The following is a 17809-nucleotide window of genomic DNA, read 5'->3' as shown; positions in this document are numbered from 1 at the left end:
GCACTAATTGAAACGACCGACGACGCGTCGCCGATCGGGGAAGGGGTCAGCGTTCCGGGAGGTTGTGCGTGATCCGGAACAATTCGTCTCTGAGGCGGGCAGCTTGCGCCGACCCGAACCGCTGCTCGAACGCCTCCTGCGCGGCGAGCCAGTGCACCTGCGCATCGGCGATCTTCGTTTCGCCGTGCGCGGTCAGCGCGAACGTCTGGCGGCGGCAACGCGGCTCGATCCGGCCCGCGACCAGCGTCGCGCCGATCAGCGGCTTGAGCGCGCGCAGCAGCGCCGTGCGTTCGATCACCAGTACCGCCGACAGCGTCGCCATCGTCAGGCCCGGGCGCTCCCGCAGCAGCGCGAGAATGCTGTACTGCGACGGCGTGACGCCCGCCTGCGACAGGTAGCGCTCGTAGAACTGCGAGATCCGCCGGGCGGCTTGCCGGACCGCGAAGCAATCGTCATCGGTAAGCGTGGACTTGTGCATGTGCACATGTTAGGTGGCGCGGCGGCCTGAAGCGAGCGGCGAGGCAGGATCAGATTGGTGCCGTGGCTGTACCAATCGACGGTGGAACGGCGCGATTTCGCGCCGGATCAGGCGGCGGCCGGAACAATCCCGCCTTCGCGGTCGCAGTACGCGGCCGTGTAGTCGATGAACGCCTTGACCTTCGCCGGCAGCAGCGCGCGATTCGCGTACGCGAGCTTGATTTCGACGAACGCGTCGACGAGGTCGGCGCCGTCGAGCAACTGCACGAGCGCGCCCGACGCGAGCTCGGCTTCGACGAGCGTTTTCGGCACGACGCCGATGCCGAAGTCGTGCATCACCATTTCGCGGTTGAAGACGGGGCTGTTCGACGAGATGTCGAAGCTCAACGGCACGGTCAGCGTGTCGCCGTCGACGCGGAACGACAGCGCGGGCCGGCGCAGCGACGGCGATAGCGGCACGAACGCGTGACCGGCGAGGTCGGCCGGCGTTTCGGGACGCGGATGCGTGCGCAGATACGCGGGCGTCGCGACGATCACCACCGGAATGCGTTCGACCAGCCGCACGATGGTCGTCTCGCTCGTCAGCATGTACGGCACGACGATGCCGATGTCGTAGCCTTCGCCGACGAGATCGACCGGGCGCTCGGTCAGCGTGACGTCGAGGCGCACCTTCGGATGCGCGGCCTTGAAGCCGGCGATCAGCGGCACGAGCCGGTTCAGCGCGGCCGTCGTGTGCGCGACGAGGCGCAGCAGCCCCTCGGGCTCGCGCGTGTGCGACTGCGCCTGCGCTTCCAGCGAGTCGAGTTCGTCGAGCACGGCCGCGCAGCGTTCGTAGATGCGCTCGGCGGTTTCGGTCAGCGAGACCTGGCGCGTGGTCCGGTGCAGCAGGCGGCTGCCGAAGCGCGCCTCCAGATCCGCGACCGCCCGCGACACGACCGGCCGCGCGAGGCCGTGCATGTCGGCGGCGCGCGTGAAGCTGCGCATTTCCACCACCGACCGGAAAATCCGCAGCTTGTCGATGTAGTCCATGTCCGTCTCCTCGAGGCGATGGCGGGGCGCCTGATGCACGCGGCCGGCCCGGCCATGTTACGGCGGAGTGTACATTGACTTTATGCATATGCACATATAAATTGCCGGTCATGAACGATATCCAGATGGCCCACGCGTGCAATTGCCTCGCGCTGCGTCAGGCGGCGCGCTTCGTCACGCAACTTTACGAGCGGCATCTGGCCCCGGTCGGGGTCACGCCCGCGCAGTTCTCGATCATGGTGAACCTGTCGCACCGGCCCGGCCTGGTGATGAGCGAACTCGCCGACACGCTGGTGATGGATCGCACGACGCTGTTGCGCGCGCTGAAGCCGCTGCAGCGCGACGGCTTCGTCGCCGCGGCCGCGTCCGATCATGACGCGCGCGCGCATGCGCTCAGCCTGACGAAGCTCGGCGAGCGCACCTACGCGCAGGCGAAAGTCGCGTGGCAGGCCGCGCAGGACGAGTTCGAGACGCAGTTCGGCCGCGGCCGCGCCAAGGCGCTGCGCGACGAGCTGTTCAGCCTGACGGCGCAGCGATAGACGCAACGCGCGCGGTAGTATTACAAAAGCGATCCGGATCCACCGGACGAGACACGAGGAGCACCCCCATGCTGCAGTTGAGCGAGCGCGACGACGCGATGTTGCGCGGCGCATTCGGCGACGGCGTCGCACGCGCGATGCGGATCGTCGCGCGCACGGCCGAGGTCATGTCGGCGCCGCGCCTGATCGACATCACGTCCGCGCATATCGACGGCTGTCTTTACCACGGCCAGACCAGCCTCGACTTCGTCGAATATTTCGTCGACACCGGCGCGCAGGTCGCGGTGCCGACCACGCTGAACGTCGGGTCGCTCGACCTGATCCATCCCGAGCTGTATCGCGGCGACCGCACGATCCAGCGCGACGCGCAACGCCTGATGGACGCGCATCTCCAGCTCGGCTGCGAGTCGAGCTTCACGTGCGCGCCGTATCAGCTGAAGAATCGTCCGCGCCTGGGCGAGCAGATCGCGTGGGCCGAATCCAATGCGATCGTGTTCGCCAACTCGGTGCTCGGCGCGCGCACCAGCCGCTACGGCGACTTTCTCGATCTGGCCGCTGCGATCACCGGACGCGCGCCGTATGCGGGGCTGCACGTGGAATCGAACCGCGCGGCGCGAATCGTGTTCAACGCGCCGGACTTCGGCCACCGGCCGTCGCGCGACATCTATTTCGCGGCGCTCGGCTTGCTGATCGGCCGGATCGCCGGCGCGACCGTGCCGGCGATCGTCGGGCTGCCGGCGGACACCACCGAGGACGAACTCAAGGCGCTCGGCGCGGCCGCCGCATCGAGCGGCGCGGTCGCGCTGTTCCATGCGGTGGGCGTTACGCCCGAGGCGCCGACGCTCGACGCCGCGCTGCACGGGCAGGCGGCGCAGCGAACGGTCGATGTCGCGATGGCCGATCTCGACGAGATCCGTCGCACGCTGAATCACGGCGCGGCCGGCGATGCGCTCGTCGCGGTCGCGCTCGGCACGCCGCACTTCTCGCTGGCCGAATTCCGCACGCTCGACGCGCTGCTCGACCAATTCGACGGCAAGCCGAAGTGCGATTTCTACGTGAACACGAGCCGCTTCATCCTGTGGGAACTGGGCGAGCTCGGGCTTGCCGGCAAGTTCGACGCGCGCGGCATCCAGATCGTCGTCGACACCTGCACGTACATCACGCCGGTGATGAAACAGCTGTCGGGCCTGGTGATGACGAACTCGGGGAAATGGGCGTCGTATGCGCCCGCGAACATCGGCGTCACGGTCGCGTACGGCAGCATGCGCGAGTGCGTGCGTTCCGCGTTCGAAGGAAAGGTGCGATTCGATGACTGAAGCAAGCATTCGGAAACTGACGGGCGACACGCTCGTGCCGGGCAGCGCATGCGCGACGACGATCGTGCTCGACAAGCCGCTCAGCTTCTGGGGCGGCTACGACTCGGGCGCGGGGCGGATCGTCGATCGCGGACATCCGCAGGCGGGCGCGAGCCTGGCCGGCCGGATCATGGTGATGCCGCACGCGAAGGGCTCGAGTTCGAGCAGCAGCGTGCTCGCGGAAACGGTGCGCAACGGCACGGGGCCGGTCGGGATCGTGCTGAAGGAGCGCGACCTGATCATCTCGATCGGCGCGATCGTCGCCGCCGAGCTGTATGCGATCGCGGTGCCGGTGGTGTGCGTGACCGATGCGGTGTACGAGGCGATCGTCGCCGCGACGGGCGACGTGCGAATCGACGCAGGCGAGGGCGACGGCGGCGCGCGGATCGACGTCGGCGGCTGACGCGTCACGCGCTCGCCGGCTCGGAGGGAGCGGGTGTGTCGCGCACTTGCACGAAGCGGCCGATCGTCGTTCGACCGAACGATGAAATATCAACGGGGCGCGTGGCGCCGCCCGCGTTCTCCGGTCATTCGTGCGTGGCTCCGGCGGCCGCTTCCCGATAGGCGCTCGGCGTCTGCCCGGCCCAGCGCCGGAATGCGCGCGTGAAGTTCGCCGGGTCGGTGAACTGCAGCCGCTCGGCGATCGTCTTCAGGTCGAGATCCGACGCCGACAGCAATAGCTTCGCGTCGCGAAAGCGCGCTTCGTCGAGCAGTTGCCGATAGCTCGACCCCGCTTCCTCGAGCCGGCGCCGTAACGTGCGCGTCGACACGAGCAGCGCGTCGGCGAGCGCCTCCGGACTGGAATAGTTGCCGGCGGTTCGCGCCAGTTCCGCGCGCACGCGCTCGACCAGATCGCCTTCCTCCTGACGCACCTGCGCATACTCGCGCTCGACCTGCACGAGCGCTTGCCGGTGCGCGACTTCGTCGGCGAGCGGCAGCGGCCAGTCCAGCACGTCGTGCGCGATCCACAGCGCGTTCGCCGCGCAGCCGAATTCGACCGGCGGCAACTGGTCGCGATAGCGTGCGAAGTAATCGGGCTCCGGCCATGCGAAGCGCAGCGCGATCGGCGGCGACGCGCGCCCGGACCACTGCGAGATGTTCTGCGCGAGCCCCGTCAGCACGAACTCGAACATCACGTGATGCTGCAGCACGGGGCTCGCCTGCACGCCGTGCAGTTCGAGCGTCGCGCCGTCGTCGTCCTCCGCGTAGGTCAGCCGATATTGGCGGTTGCGCATCCGGAAGTAGCGCTGCGTGACGACCAGTGCTTCGCGGATGTCCCGCGCGGTCAGCGTCGCATAACCGAGGAAGCCGTGCACGGTCGGCTTCAGCAGCAGCCCGAACGCGAGCCCGATGCCCGGATCGCCGCCGATCTCGATCGCGTTGAGCACGAGCCGGCCCCATTGCGACGGCGCGACGCGCGCGTCCGGTTCGGCCAACACGGCATCGCGCAGCCCGGTGCCCGCGCGCACGGCGGCCGGATCGACGCCGCGCGCGGCCAGCGCCTGCAGCAGCAGGCGCGTGTAGGCAACCGGAATCGTCGGCCGGCGTAGCCCGAGGTGGTCCTTGCGTGACGGGGAGGTCATGTCGATTTGGCCGGAAATGACAAGCATTATGGCTGTTTGCCCCCTCACGTTCAAGGCGGCGCGCAGCCTACGATGGCACGTATCGCTTATCGGCAGACTCACCATGACGACTTCCTTTCCCCACCTGCTCGCGCCGCTCGACCTCGGCTTCACCACGCTGAAGAATCGCGTGCTGATGGGCTCGATGCACACGGGCCTCGAGGACAGCCGCAAGACGCTGCCGCGGCTCGCCGACTATTTCGCCGAACGCGCGCGCGGCGGCGTCGGCCTGATCGTGACCGGCGGCTTCGCGCCGAACGTGGCCGGCTGGACCAAGCCGTTCGGCGGCACGTTGATGACGTCGGCCGGCGCGCGGCGCCATCGCGTGATCACCGACGCCGTGCATGCGGACGACGGCAAGATCGCGCTGCAGATCCTGCATACCGGCCGCTACGGCTACCACCCGTTCGCGGTCGCGCCGTCGAAGATCAAGTCGCCGATCTCGCCGTTCGCGCCGCACGAACTCAGCGCGCGCGGCGTCGAGCGGCAGATCCGCGCGTTCGTCCGCTGCGCGCAGCTTGCGCGCGAGGCCGGCTACGACGGCGTCGAGATCATGGGCTCCGAGGGCTACCTGATCAACCAGTTCATCTCGATGCATACGAACAAGCGCGGCGACCAGTGGGGCGGTTCGTACGAGAACCGGATCCGGCTGCCGATCGAGATCGTCGCGCGCACGCGCGAGGCGGTCGGGCGCGACTTCATCCTGATCTACCGGCTGTCGATGCTCGACCTGATTCCGGACGGCAGCGACTGGAGCGAGACCGTGCAGCTCGCGAAGGCCGTCGAGCGCGCGGGCGCGACCATCATCAATACGGGGATCGGCTGGCACGAGGCGCGCGTGCCGACGATCGCGACGTCGGTGCCGCGCGGCGCGTTCGCGTGGGTGACGAAGAAGATGAAGGGCGAGGTCGGCATCCCGCTCGTGACGACCAACCGGATCAACCGGCCCGAGGTGGCCGAGCAGATTCTCGCGGACGGCTGCGCGGACATGGTGTCGATGGCGCGCCCGCTGCTCGCGGATGCCGAGTTCGTCGTCAAGGCCGCGCAGGGTCGGGCAGACGAGATCAACACCTGCATCGGTTGCAACCAGGCGTGTCTCGACCACGCGTTCAAGAACCGGATCGCGTCATGCCTGCTGAATCCGCGCGCATGCCACGAGACCGAGCTGATTTATACACGCGTGCAGCAGCCGAAGCGCATCGCGGTGGTCGGCGCGGGGCCGGCCGGACTCGCGTGCTCGACCGTGCTCGCGCAGCGCGGCCACCACGTCGATCTGTTCGACGCGGCGCCGGAGATCGGCGGCCAGTTCAACATGGCGAAGCGGATTCCGGGCAAGGAGGAGTTCGACGAAGCGTTGCGTTATTTCGGCCGTCAGGTCGAGCTGACCGGCGTGAACCTGCACCTGAACCGCCGCGTCGATGCGAGCGAACTGATCGCGGGCGGCTACGACGAAATCGTGCTCGCGACCGGCGTGGCGCCGCGCGACCCGAAGATTCCCGGCCAGGACGGGCCGAACGTGCTCAGCTACATCGACGTGCTCGCCGGCGGGCAGCCGGTCGGCCGGCGGGTCGCGGTGGTCGGCGCCGGCGGCATCGGCTTCGACGTCGCCGAATATCTGGTGCAGGGCGGCGAGTCGCCGACGCTCGATCTGGAAGAGTGGAAAGCGGAGTGGGGCGTGACCGATCCGGCCGCGACGCGCGGCGGCGTGACGCGTGCGCAGGTCGGGGCACCGGCTCGCGAAGTGACGCTGTTGCAGCGCAAGGCCGCGCCGCTCGGCAAGGGGCTCGGCAAGACGACCGGCTGGATTCACCGCGCGACGCTGAAGATGAAGCAGGTGAAGATGATCGGCGGCGTGAACTACGAACGGATCGACGCGCGCGGGCTGCACGTGTCGTACGGCGAGCAGCGGACCGATCATGAATTGATCGAAGCCGACACGATCGTGCTGTGCACGGGGCAGGAGCCGCAGCGCGCGCTGCTCGCGCCGTTGCAGGCGGCCGGACGCTCGGTGCATCTGATCGGCGGCGCGGAACTGGCGGCCGAGCTCGATGCGAAGCGTGCGATCGATCAAGGATCGCGACTCGCGGCGCGGCTGTAACGGGCGTCGTTCCGGGTTGGGAAACGGCGGCGTGCGTCGCGCGACGCGCTGGCGACTTCCCGCGTCGCCATGCAACGTGGCGACGCGATTCCGTCAGAACGCCACTCGCGACCGGCCGGCCTGCGTCAGGCCGCTTCGGCGCGCTCTTCCTCTTCCGCTTCCAGCATCGCCTTGACGATCAGGTAGACGGCCGGCAGGTCGTCGTCGTCGCGACGCCAGTCGACCGGTTCCTCGACATCCGCCGCCACCAGCCGGCTGCCGCGCAGGCGGATGAACGCGTCGACGACCGTCGGATCGTTGCGGCTCAGGAAACCGGTATTCGAGAACGCGAGTTCCTCGACGTTCAGCAGCGCCTGCCAGCTCATCGTGCGGACGGCGGCCGGATGGGTGCGGCGCCGCAGGCCGAGCGCGCGTTGGGCGGGGCCGCCGACGACACGCTGCAGGTCGACGACCGCCCGCTGCGCGGCGCGTTCGAAGTGGGCGGGGTTGAAGCCGGGTTGCTCGGGATCGAATGCGGATGACTGGAACATGGTCGCCTCACAAAAGTCCGTCCGTCACGGGTGACGGAATTCGGGTCAAATGGTGCAAAAGCACTGTAAATATATACAGTGTCCGAGGCGGTTTCAAGTCCTGAATGCATGTCGGTTTGCCGGCACCGGGTCGAGCGCGGTGGCGACGGTGGCCGGCGCGCGCGCCGCGCGGCTTTCGCGAACGACTTACACCGACGCCGCGATCGTCTCGCGCAACCACCGATGCGCGGGATCGCGGTGCACGCGCTCGTGCCACAACATCGACATTTCATAGCCGGGAACGTGAACGGGCGCTTCCACCACGCGCAGCGCGGGCACGTCGCGCACCAGACGCTCGGGCAGCATCGCGACGAGATCCGTGCTGGCGACGGCCGACATCACGAACAGGAAATGCGGAACGGACAGCACGACACGCCGCGCGGCGCCCGCTTTCGCGAGCGTTTCATCGGTCACGCCGAAGAAGCCGCCGCCGTCGGGCGACACGATCACGTGTTCCAGCGCGCCGAACTGCGCGAGCGTCGGGCGCCGCTTCAGCTTCGGATGCCCGGCGCGGCCGACGAGCACGTAGCGCTCGACGAACAGCGGCAGGCGCCGCATCCCTTCCGGTGAACCTTCCGTCGTGTGGAAGGCCAGGTCGATGCCGTTTCGCTCCGCGTCCTGCTCGATGCGCGGCGGCACGAGCTCGACGACGGCGACGCGCGTCGCGGGGGCGGCCGACCGCAGCGTGTTCAGCGCGGGCAGGACGATCGTCGATTCGCCGTAGTCGGTCGCGGCCACGCGCCACGTGTTCGTCGCGGTTGCCGGATCGAACGGCGTGGCCGTCAGCACCGCGCGTTCGACCGCGTCGAGCGCGTCCCGCAGCGGCTCGCGCAGCGTTTCCGCGCGTGCGGTCGGCCGCATGCCGCGCGGTCCGGGCAGCAACAGCGGATCGCCGAAGAAATCGCGCAGTTTCTGCAACTGCACGCTGACCGACGGCTGCGACATGTTCAGTTTTTCGGCCGCACGCGTGACGTTGTGCTCGGCGAGCAGCACGTCGAGCGTGACCAGCAGGTTCAGATCCAGTCGTCTGAGATTGTTCATGGCTATACCTGGAATTTCAGGAATTCATTTCAAATATACCTTCGGCGACGGCATCCTGCAGTCATTCAATCAACGGAGTGACGAACATGAATGTGCTGATCGTTTATGCCCATCCGGAACCGCGTTCGCTGAACGGCGCGCTGCGCGACTTTGCCGTCGAGCGGCTCGAAGCGGCGGGGCATAGCGTGCAGGTGACGGACCTGTATGCGATGAACTGGAAGGCCGCGTTCGACGCGAACGACGTGACCGATCGCACGCCCGACGCGCGTTTCGATCCGTCGCTCGATTCGAAGCACGCGTTCGCGACGGGCACGCAAAGTGAAGACATCGCGCGCGAACAGGAAAAATTGAAGTGGGCCGACGCGGTGATCCTGCAGTTCCCGCTGTGGTGGTTTTCGATGCCGGCGATCATGAAGGGCTGGGTCGAGCGCGTGTATGCGTATGGTTTTGCATACGGCGTCGGCGAACATTCCGACCTGCACTGGGGCGACCGTTACGGCGAAGGTTCGCTTGCGGGCAAGCGCGCGATGATCGTCGTCACGACGGGCGGCTGGGAGTCGCATTACAGCGCACGCGGCATCAACGGGCCGATCGACGACGTGCTGTTTCCGATCCAGCACGGGATTCTCTATTACCCCGGCTTCGACGTGCTGCCGCCGTTCGTGATCTACCAGACGCACCGGATGGATGACGCGCGTTTCGACGAAACGCGTGCTGCGCTCGGCAAACGTCTCGACGAACTGTGGACCGCGCAGCCGATTCCGTTCCGGCGGCAGAACGCGGGCGACTACGATATTCCGGCGCTGACGCTGAAGGCGGAGATCGCGCCGGGGACGGTGGGGTTCGCGGCGCATCTGGCGCAGGAGCGGTGATCGTCGCCGCATCGTCGTGATGCGGGGCGATACCTGGACGTGACGGCTGCAAAGCGACACGGGCGACCGGCGAGAAAATCGCCGGCCGCCCGTGTCGTACTCTTCGCGGCCGTTCAGTCGCGCCGCGCGTCGCGTTCGCTCACCGATCATCCTCCCGCACCGAAGACGGATGCCGGCACAGCGCCCGCACTTCCATCTCCATATACGGAAACAACGGCAGCTGACTCAACACGTCATGCAGTTGCTGCACGCTTTCGACGTCGAAAATGCTGACGTTCGCATACTGCCCCGCGATCCGCCACAGATGCCGCCAGGTCCCTTCGTTCATCAGCCGCTGGCACATCGCCTTCTCTTCGGCCTTCAGCGTGGCCGCCTTGACCGGATCCATGTCCGCCGGCAGACGGACGGTCATTTCCACATGAAACAGCATCCTGCGCTCCTTGCGTTGTCGATTCGTCGAACGGGACCGCTCAGGCCTGTGCACGCGCCCGCTCGACTTCGCTCGCCGGCACGTCCTGCTTGTCCTTGAGCAGCGAGAAATCGAAGTCGATCAGCGCGAATTGCCCGTCGACGCCATACGGCTTGCCTTCCGCGCCCTCGGCCTGCTTGATCTTCGGGATCAGCCCCTCGCGGGTCGCGAATGCGAAGTCGTCCCAGATGTGCGGATCGCCTTCGATGTTGATCTGCGTCGTCAGCTTACGATATCCGTCCGCGGAAACGAAGAAGTGGATGTGCGCCGGACGATGGCCGTGACGGCCGAGCTGGTCGAGCAGTTGCTCGGTCTTGCTGCCCGGCGGCACGCTGTAGCCGACCGGCAGCACGCTGCGGAAGCTGTAGCGGCCCTCGGCGTCGGTGCGGATCGAGCGGCGCAGGTTGAACGCCGGCTGCGACTGGTCGAAGTACGAATAGTTGCCCAGATGGTTCGCGTGCCACACTTCGACGAGCGCATTCGCGATCGGCGCGCCGTCCTGACCGAGCACCTGACCGCGCATGATCAGCGTCTGGCCCGGATCGGTGCCGTCGTCGAGACGCGCATGGCCGACCGATTCCGGCGCGCCCGCGACGTACAGCGGCCCTTCGATCGTGCGCGGCGTGCCGCCGTGGAAGCCGGCCTTTTCCTCGGCCTCGTCCATCCGCACGTCGAGGAAGCGCTCGAGGCCGAGGCCCGCGGCGATCAGCCCGAATTCACGGCCGGCTTCGTTCAGGTAGTTGAGCGCGGTCCAGAACTCGCTCGGCTGCACGTCGAAGTCCTCGATCGTGTAGCAGATGTCCTTCACGATCCGGTTGACGATCGCGCGCACGCGCGGGTTGCCGGGCTTTTCCGCGGCGTCGTCGAAGGTTTTCAGCAGGGCGTCGATGGCTTGCTTGTTCATCTGTGTCTCCGGTTTCGGTTGTCGTGTCATGCGGGATCAGCGGGCGTTGCGTCGCATCCGTTCGATGCGGGCCCAGTCGAAGGCGATGCCGAGGCCGGGCGTCGCCGGCAGGTGCAGCTTGAAATCCTGGTAACGCAGCGGCTCGACGAGGATTTCCTCCGTGAGCAGCAGCGGGCCGAACAGCTCGGTGCCCCATTTCAGCGAGCCGAACGTGCTGAACAGTTGCGCGGACGCCATCGTGCCGGCCGCGCCTTCGAGCATCGTGCCGCCGTACAGGTCGATGCCGGCCGCCGACGCGATCGATGCGACGCTCGCCGCACCGAGCAGGCCGCCCGATTGCGCGATCTTCACCGCGAACACGTCGGCCGCGCGGTCCTGCGCGAGTGCGAACGCATCGACGGGGCCGTGCAGCGCCTCGTCGGCCATGATCGGAATCTGCGCGAGCTGCGTGAGGCGTTTGAGCCCCGCGCGATTGGTCGCGGCGATCGGCTGCTCGACGAGGCTCACGCCGGCCTCCGCGAGGCGTGCGCCGGCCCGGATCGCGTCGGTTTCGGTCCATGCCTGGTTCACGTCGACGCGGACGTCGCCGCGCTCGCCGAGCGCGCGCTTGATCGCGATCACGTGCGCGACGTCGTCGTCGACCGCGTTCGATCCGATCTTCAGCTTGAATGCGCGATGGCGGCGCGCGTCGAGCATCGCCTCGGCTTCCGCGATATCGCGCTGCGTGTCGCCGCTCGCGAGCGTCCACGCGACATCGACCGCATCGGTGGTGCGGCCGCCGAACAGCTCGGACAGCGGCACGCCGAGGCGGCGCGCCTGCGCGTCGAACAGCGCGGTCTCGATCGCGCACTTCGCGAACCGGTTGCCCTGGAACAGCTTGCGCGCACGCGCCATCGCGGCGCCCGGGCGCGTCGCGTCCATGCCTTGCAGGAGCGGCGCGAAGTAGGTGTCGATGTTGACCTTGATGCTCTCGGGGCTTTCCTCGCCATACGCGAGACCGCCGATCGTGGTCGCCTCGCCGACGCCTTCGATACCGTCCGTGCATCGAACACGGACCAGCACGAGGGTCTGGCAATTCATCGTGGCGACCGAGAGCTTGTGGGGCCTGATCGTCGGCACGTCGACGAGCAGCGTCTCGATGCGTTCGACGGTGGCGGTAGTTGCTATCATGCGATTCCTCCTGTTGGTGCACATGGTAGGAATTCCCGCCCGGCGGCGTCCAACACTCTTTCCGACTACTTCCATACCTTCGAGGCATGAAATGGAATTGCGCCAGCTTCGGTACTTCATCGCCGTCGCGGAGGAAATGAACATCACGCGGGCCGCGGAGCGGCTGCACATGACGCAGCCGCCGCTGAGCCGCCAGCTCCAGGCGATCGAGGACGAGGTCGGGCTGCCGCTGTTCGAGCGCGGCGCGCGGCCGCTGAAACTGACCGACGCGGGCCGCGTGTTCTATGCGCAGGCGACGCGCGTCGTCGAACAGGCCGACGAGCTCGGCCCCCTGACGCGGCGGCTCGCGCAGTTGTCGGAGCGGATCGTGATCGGCTTCGTGCCGTCGACGCTCTACGGCGCGCTGCCGGACGTGATCCGCGCGTTTCGCGAGGCGCATCCGGGCGTCGAGCTGTCGCTGATCGAAATGTTCACGCTCGAGCAGCTCGGCGCGCTGAAGGGCGGGCGGATCGACGTCGGGTTCGGCCGCCTGCGTTTCGACGACGACCAGCTCGTGCGCGAGGCGCTGATCGAGGAAAAGCTCATCGCGGCGCTGCCGGTCGGGCATCCGCTCGCCGATCCGGACCGGCCGCTGACGCTCGCGGACATCGCGAACGAAACGCTGATCGTCTATCCGAGCACGCCGCGACCGAGCTTCGCGGACCAGCAACTGTCCGCGCTGCGCGACGGCGCGCTCGTGCCGGCGGCCGTGCACGAGGTGCGCGAACTGCAGACGGCGCTCGGGCTCGTCGCTGCGCAGGTGGGCGTGTCGCTGGTGCCGGAAAGCGTGGAAGGCGTGCGCGTGAAGGGCGTCGTCTATCGGCGGCTGCCGGAACCCACGGCGACCTCGCCGATCATCATGAGCCGCCGGCTGCACGGCGAAAGCGCCGCGACGACCGCGTTCTGCGCGATCGCGCGGGAGATGATCGCGCCGGCGGCGTAGCGGCGGTCATTTCCGTATTGACCGCAACTAACGGTCAAATTCGGCGGGCCAGGCCGAATACGGAGCCGGTATCGCGATGCAGATGTCATATGCCGCTGATGCAGGCGGGCAGCAAGCCGGCAAGCTGCGCCGGCCGGCAATCGGCCAAGGCGGGGAGCCCGCGCCCGTCTACCGCCTACCGCTTCCCGTCGAGCGTCTCCGAAGGCGATTCGCCGAACTTCTCCCGGTACGCGATCGCGAATCGCCCGAGATGCGTGAACCCGCAATCGAGCGCGATATCGGCGATCCGTCGCTCGGACACCGACCCGCGCAGCAACTCCCGCGCATGCTCGAGCCGCGTCGCGCGCAGGTATTGCATCGGGCTCATCCCGCGGAACTGCAGGAAGGCGTCGCGCAGCGTCCGCTCCGGTACGTTGGCGGCCTGGACGATATCGGCGAGCTGCAGCGGTTGCGCGTAGTGCGCGTTCACGAACTCCTGCGCGCGCCGCACGAAGCCCGGCGCGGGATCCTGGCGCGCGCTCGGCGCCGACGGCGGGTGGCCTTCGATCAGCAAATCGATCAGCAGATGCTCGAGCTGCGACGCGACGCGCGGGTTCGCGTTCGCCCGTTCGAGCAGCGCCGGCGAGCGGGCGACGAGCATCAACTGCTGGCGCCACGCGGTGAGTGCGGCATCGCTGATGTGCAGCACGGGGTCGAGCATCGCGCGCGGGTCGCCGGTCAGCGAGCCGACGGTCGCGGCATCGATGCGCAGCACGAACTGCTCGCAATCGGCGGACAGCACCGCGTCGAAGCGCTCGCCGGGCGCGCACAGCACGCCGGTCTGCCCGTCGACGCCGAGCCGGCGCCCCATCGCGTGGACCTCCGCCTGCCCGGACAGGCAGAACATCAGCAGGTAATAGCCGTCGACGGCGTCGACCTGCACGCGCATCGCGTCGCCGAACGCGATGGTGCCGATCCCGAGCCCGCCGAGCCGCACGAAATCCATATGCGACGCGCCTTGCACGCGGCCGCTCGGCAGCAGCGCATGCGGCTGCATCACGCGCGAGATCCGCTCGCGCGTCTCGTCGAGATCGCGGGATTCGAACAGCCGGTGCGCACGCAGCGCAAGCGGCTCGAACGACGTTGGGGACATGGGCATCGGCCTTGGTATGAACGACGGGCGCTTCGATCCGACGAATGGGTCACGATCGTGCGCGGGTCGCGTGTGTCGCCATGCTAGCGCAGAAATCCGCCGAAAGTGGATATTGCGCCGCCGCAATCGCACTTTCCGGATAGACGCCGAATATTAGCTTTTCAAAAATCGGCTCCATGCAATCAACGAAACGGAACCAGAAGGAGTCCGACATGGAGCAGACAGAATCGCCCGTCGTATTCGCCGCGCGCGACGACGCGTCCGATGTGCGCTTTCCGCACGACGACGGCTCGCGCGTGCCGTACAAGGTGTTCAGCTCGCGCGCGGTCTACGATCGCGAGCAGGAACGCATCTTCCGCGGGCCGACCTGGAACTTCGTCGCGCTGGAAGCGGAAATCCCGAACGCCGGCGACTTCAAGAGCACGTTCGTCGGCGACACGCCGGTCGTCGTCACGCGCACCGAGGACGGCACGCTGTCCGCATGGGTGAACCGCTGCGCGCACCGCGGCGCGCAGGTGTGCCGCAAGTCGCGCGGCAACGCGAGCTCGCACACGTGCGTGTACCACCAGTGGAGCTTCGACAACCAGGGCAACCTGCTCGGCGTGCCGTTCCGGCGCGGCCAGAAGGGGATGACCGGGATGCCGGCCGACTTCGACCCGAAGCAGCACGGGCTGCGCAAGCTGCGTGTCGACAGCTATCGCGGGCTCGTGTTCGCGACCTTCAGCGATGACGTGGCGCCGCTGCCCGACTATCTCGGCGAGCAGATGCGTCCGTGGATCGACCGCATCTTCCACAAGCCGATCGAGTATCTCGGCTGCACGCGCCAGTATTCGAAGTCGAACTGGAAGCTGTACATGGAGAACGTGAAGGATCCGTATCACGCGAGCATGCTGCACCTGTTCCATACGACCTTCAACATCTTCCGCGTCGGGATGAAGGCGCGCTCGATTCCGGATGCGAACCACGGGCTGCACAGCATCATCACCGTGACGAAGACGGGCGACGACACGTCGGCCGCGTACAAGCAGCAGAACATCCGCTCGTTCGACGAGGGCTTCCATCTGGAAGACGAATCGATCCTCGATCTCGTGTCGGAATACGACGAGGACTGCACGAACCATATCCAGCCGATCTTTCCGCAACTCGTGATCCAGCAGATCCACAACACGCTGGTCGCGCGCCAGATCCTGCCGAAGGGGCCGGACAACTTCGAGCTGATCTTCCACTTCTTCGGCTACGCGGACGACACGCCCGAACTGCGCGCGCTGCGCATCAAGCAGGCGAACCTGGTCGGGCCGGCCGGCTACATCTCGATGGAGGACACCGAGGCGACCGAACTGGTGCAGCGCGGCACGGTGCGAGATGCGGATGCGACGTCGGTGATCGAGATGTCGCGCGGCAACCCGGACCAGCAGGACACGGTGATCACCGAAAGCCTGATCCGCAAGTTCTGGGTCGGGTACCAGAAGCTGATGGGCTATTGAAGCGGGAGCGCGGAACGATGGAAAACCTGACGGAAGACATGAAGACGTGGTTCGAGATTTACATGCTCCAGAACCGCTACATCGGCCACCTCGACAACGACCGGCTCGAACACTGGCCGGAAATGTTCACCGAGGACTGCACGTACGAGATCGTGCCGAAGGAGAACGCGGATCTCGGGCTGCCGGTCGGGATCGTCCACTGCACGAACCAGCGGATGCTGCGCGACCGCGTGGTGTCGCTGCGGCACGCGAACATCTTTGAAGAGCACACGTACCGGCACATGACGTCGGGCCTCACGATCGTCGCGGAGCGCGACGGCGAGATCGACACCGAGAGCAACTACGTGGTCGTGCAGACGCGCAGCAACGGCGAATCGAACGTGTACCAGGCCGGCAAGTACTACGACACGGTCGTGCGCACGCCCGACGGGCTGCGCTACAAGACCAAGCGCGTGATCTACGACACGTCGCGCGTGCAGACGCTGCTCGCCACCCCGATCTGACTGCGAAGGAAACGACATGACCGAAGCAACGCTCGCCGAATGGCATCCGCTGGGCGCATTCGACGAATTCTCCGAAGACGAACCGGCCGCGCGCGTCGCCGGCCAGAAGCCGATCGCGGTGTTCCGGATCGGCGACGAACTGTTCGCGATGCACGACCTCTGTTCGCATGGTCACGCGCGGCTGTCCGAAGGCTATGTGGAAGACGGCTGCGTCGAATGCCCGCTGCACCAGGGGCTGATCGACATTCGCACCGGTGCGCCGAAATGCGCGCCGATCACCGAGCCGGTACGGACGTATCCGATCCGGATCGTCGACGGTCAGGTGGAAGTCAATGTCGGCTGACCCGTTCGTGATCGTCGGCGCCGGCCACGCGGCGCGGCGCACGGCCGAGGCGCTGCGCGCGCGCGACGCCGACGCGCGCATCGTGATGATCGGCGCGGAGCGCGAGCTGCCGTACGATCGGCCCGCGCTGTCGAAGGACGCGCTGCTGGGCGACGGCGGCGAGCAGCGCGCGTTCATCCGCGATGCGGCCTGGTACGACGCGCAGCGCATCGAGCTGCGGCTCGGCACGCGCGTCGACGCGATCGAGCGCGATGCGCAGCGCGTGCGGCTCGACGACGGCGCGACGTTGCCGTACGCCCGGCTCGTGCTCGCGACGGGTTCGCGCGTGCGTGCATTCGGCGGGCCGGTCGACGACGGCGTCGTCCCGCATTACGTGCGCACCGTTGCCGACGCGCGTGCGTTGCGCGCGCAGCTCGCGCCGGGGCGTCGCGTGGCGGTGCTCGGCGGCGGCTTCATCGGCCTCGAAGTGGCGGCCGCGGCACGCCAGCTCGGTTGCGGCGTGACGGTGATCGACCCGGCTCAACGCCTGCTGCAGCGTGCGTTGCCGGAAGTCGTCGGCGCGTATGCGCGGCAACTGCATGACGCACGCGGCGTGATCTTCCAGATGGCCACGCTGCCGCGCGCGATTCGTCGCGCACCGGGCGGCGGCGCGATCGTCGAGACCGATCGCGGCGACGTGCCGGCCGATGTCGTCGTGATCGGCATCGGCGTCGTGCCCAACGTCGAACTTGCGCAGGCGGCCGGCCTCGCGGTCGACAACGGCATCCGTGTCGATGCGGGATGCCGGACGGCCGATCGCGCGATCTTCGCGGCGGGCGAGGTGACGATGCACTTCAATCCGCTGCTCGGGCGTCACGTGCGGATCGAGTCGTGGCAGGTCGCGGAGAATCAGCCGGCGGTCGCGGCCGCGAACCTGCTGGGTGCGGACGAAATCTATGCCGAGCTGCCGTGGCTGTGGTCCGATCAGTACGATTGCAACCTGCAGATGCTCGGGCTGTTCGGCGGCGAGCGAACGACCGTCGTGCGTGGCGATCCCGCGAGCGGGCCGTTCACGGTGTTCGGGCTCGACGACGACGGGAAGATCGCCGCGGTGGCCGCGGCGAATCTGGGGCGCGACATCGGTGCATCGCGGCGCCTGATCGCGGCAGGCGCCGTGCCCGATCCGGCGAAGCTCGCCGATCCGGCGGTGAACCTGAAGACGTTTCTCTGAGGCAGTGCGC

Annotated in this window: 19 protein-coding genes; 10 read left to right on the top strand and 9 right to left on the bottom strand. The window is 67.6% G+C overall.

The window, feature by feature from the left end; genetic code table 11:
* Positions 1 to 46: 46 nt before the first annotated feature.
* Complete coding sequence (locus tag WS49_RS18900) at positions 47 to 478, bottom strand: MarR family winged helix-turn-helix transcriptional regulator (protein WP_059531741.1); 432 nt, start codon at positions 476 to 478, stop codon at positions 47 to 49.
* Positions 479 to 585: 107 nt separating this feature from the next.
* On the bottom strand, positions 586 to 1506 hold the full coding sequence (locus WS49_RS18895) for a LysR family transcriptional regulator (RefSeq protein WP_059531738.1): 921 nt from the start codon (positions 1504 to 1506) through the stop codon (positions 586 to 588).
* Between the two features lie 110 nt (positions 1507 to 1616).
* On the opposite strand from WS49_RS18895, the gene WS49_RS18890 reads away from it, so the two are divergent.
* The 3 genes from WS49_RS18890 to WS49_RS18880 all read left to right on the top strand — a co-directional run bounded on the left by WS49_RS18890 (position 1617) and on the right by WS49_RS18880 (position 3803).
* Positions 1617 to 2045, top strand: a complete 429-nt coding sequence (locus WS49_RS18890) for a MarR family winged helix-turn-helix transcriptional regulator (protein WP_059531735.1) — start codon at positions 1617 to 1619, stop codon at positions 2043 to 2045.
* A 68-nt stretch (positions 2046 to 2113) separates the two neighbouring features.
* Positions 2114 to 3361, top strand: coding sequence for an aconitase X (locus WS49_RS18885; protein WP_059531732.1), 1248 nt, complete (start codon positions 2114 to 2116; stop codon positions 3359 to 3361).
* Entirely contained in the window at positions 3354 to 3803 is a 450-nt protein-coding gene (locus WS49_RS18880) for an aconitase X swivel domain-containing protein (RefSeq protein WP_059531729.1), read from the top strand. Before WS49_RS18885 ends, WS49_RS18880 begins: the two co-directional genes overlap by 8 nt.
* Before the next feature lie 124 nt (positions 3804 to 3927).
* Here the strand turns inward: WS49_RS18880 and WS49_RS18875 are convergent, their stop codons facing one another.
* On the bottom strand, positions 3928 to 5010 hold the full coding sequence (locus WS49_RS18875) for an AraC family transcriptional regulator (RefSeq protein WP_059531726.1): 1083 nt from the start codon (positions 5008 to 5010) through the stop codon (positions 3928 to 3930).
* A 76-nt stretch (positions 5011 to 5086) separates the two neighbouring features.
* Between WS49_RS18875 and WS49_RS18870 the strand changes: the two genes are divergently transcribed.
* Positions 5087 to 7120: an NADPH-dependent 2,4-dienoyl-CoA reductase gene (locus WS49_RS18870; protein WP_059531723.1), complete on the top strand. Its 2034-nt coding sequence runs from the start codon at positions 5087 to 5089 to the stop codon at positions 7118 to 7120.
* 125 nt (positions 7121 to 7245) lie between these two features.
* Here WS49_RS18870 and WS49_RS18865 read toward each other — a convergent pair whose 3' ends face one another.
* Entirely contained in the window at positions 7246 to 7650 is a 405-nt protein-coding gene (locus WS49_RS18865) for a DUF2471 family protein (RefSeq protein WP_059531720.1), read from the bottom strand.
* Positions 7651 to 7836: 186 nt separating this feature from the next.
* A complete protein-coding gene (locus WS49_RS18860; protein ID WP_059531717.1) occupies positions 7837 to 8730 on the bottom strand; it encodes a LysR family transcriptional regulator in 894 nt (297 codons plus the stop codon).
* A gap of 86 nt (positions 8731 to 8816) precedes the next feature.
* Here WS49_RS18860 and WS49_RS18855 point away from each other — a divergent pair, with 86 nt between their 5' ends.
* On the top strand, positions 8817 to 9602 hold the full coding sequence (locus WS49_RS18855; RefSeq protein ID WP_059531714.1) for an NAD(P)H-dependent oxidoreductase: 786 nt from the start codon (positions 8817 to 8819) through the stop codon (positions 9600 to 9602).
* Between the two features lie 139 nt (positions 9603 to 9741).
* On the opposite strand, the gene catC is transcribed toward WS49_RS18855, so the two are convergent.
* From catC to WS49_RS18840, 3 genes are read right to left on the bottom strand one after another with little or no spacing between them, the layout of a single operon-like run.
* Positions 9742 to 10032 (bottom strand): muconolactone Delta-isomerase, encoded by a 291-nt coding sequence (gene catC / locus WS49_RS18850; protein WP_050017398.1) that lies wholly within the window; start codon positions 10030 to 10032, stop codon positions 9742 to 9744.
* Positions 10033 to 10072: 40 nt separating this feature from the next.
* Positions 10073 to 10975 (bottom strand): catechol 1,2-dioxygenase, encoded by a 903-nt coding sequence (gene catA / locus WS49_RS18845; protein WP_059531711.1) that lies wholly within the window; start codon positions 10973 to 10975, stop codon positions 10073 to 10075.
* Positions 10976 to 11011: 36 nt separating this feature from the next.
* A complete protein-coding gene (locus WS49_RS18840; RefSeq protein ID WP_059531708.1) occupies positions 11012 to 12145 on the bottom strand; it encodes a muconate/chloromuconate family cycloisomerase in 1134 nt (377 codons plus the stop codon).
* A gap of 91 nt (positions 12146 to 12236) precedes the next feature.
* Here WS49_RS18840 and WS49_RS18835 point away from each other — a divergent pair, with 91 nt between their 5' ends.
* A complete protein-coding gene (locus WS49_RS18835) occupies positions 12237 to 13127 on the top strand; it encodes a LysR family transcriptional regulator (RefSeq protein ID WP_059531705.1) in 891 nt (296 codons plus the stop codon).
* 175 nt (positions 13128 to 13302) lie between these two features.
* Here the strand turns inward: WS49_RS18835 and andR are convergent, their stop codons facing one another.
* Positions 13303 to 14259, bottom strand: coding sequence for an anthranilate 1,2-dioxygenase regulatory protein AndR (gene andR, locus WS49_RS18830; RefSeq protein ID WP_059531702.1), 957 nt, complete (start codon positions 14257 to 14259; stop codon positions 13303 to 13305).
* 212 nt (positions 14260 to 14471) lie between these two features.
* On the opposite strand from andR, the gene andAc reads away from it, so the two are divergent.
* The 4 genes from andAc to andAa are packed head-to-tail and all read left to right on the top strand — an operon-like array spanning position 14472 to position 17799.
* The gene (andAc, locus tag WS49_RS18825; protein WP_059448779.1) at positions 14472 to 15743 is read left to right on the top strand and encodes an anthranilate 1,2-dioxygenase large subunit AndAc; all 1272 of its coding nucleotides are present in this window, start codon (positions 14472 to 14474) and stop codon (positions 15741 to 15743) included.
* A 17-nt stretch (positions 15744 to 15760) separates the two neighbouring features.
* The gene (gene andAd, locus WS49_RS18820) at positions 15761 to 16246 is read left to right on the top strand and encodes an anthranilate 1,2-dioxygenase small subunit AndAd (RefSeq protein ID WP_059531699.1); all 486 of its coding nucleotides are present in this window, start codon (positions 15761 to 15763) and stop codon (positions 16244 to 16246) included.
* 16 nt (positions 16247 to 16262) lie between these two features.
* Positions 16263 to 16589 carry an anthranilate 1,2-dioxygenase ferredoxin subunit AndAb gene (andAb, locus tag WS49_RS18815; protein ID WP_039344765.1) on the top strand — a complete coding sequence of 109 codons (327 nt, stop codon included), beginning with the start codon at positions 16263 to 16265 and terminating at the stop codon, positions 16587 to 16589.
* Positions 16579 to 17799: an anthranilate 1,2-dioxygenase system ferredoxin--NAD(+) reductase gene (gene andAa, locus WS49_RS18810; protein ID WP_059531695.1), complete on the top strand. Its 1221-nt coding sequence runs from the start codon at positions 16579 to 16581 to the stop codon at positions 17797 to 17799. Before andAb ends, andAa begins: the two co-directional genes overlap by 11 nt.
* Positions 17800 to 17809: the final 10 nt, after the last annotated feature.

Origin of the sequence: Burkholderia sp. RF7-non_BP4 (genome assembly GCF_001521935.1) — a bacterium.
In the GTDB taxonomy this organism is placed as follows: domain Bacteria; phylum Pseudomonadota; class Gammaproteobacteria; order Burkholderiales; family Burkholderiaceae; genus Burkholderia; species Burkholderia diffusa.
The sequence above is the reverse complement of the archived record's forward strand: the minus strand, read 5'-3'. Positions and strand labels throughout refer to the sequence as shown.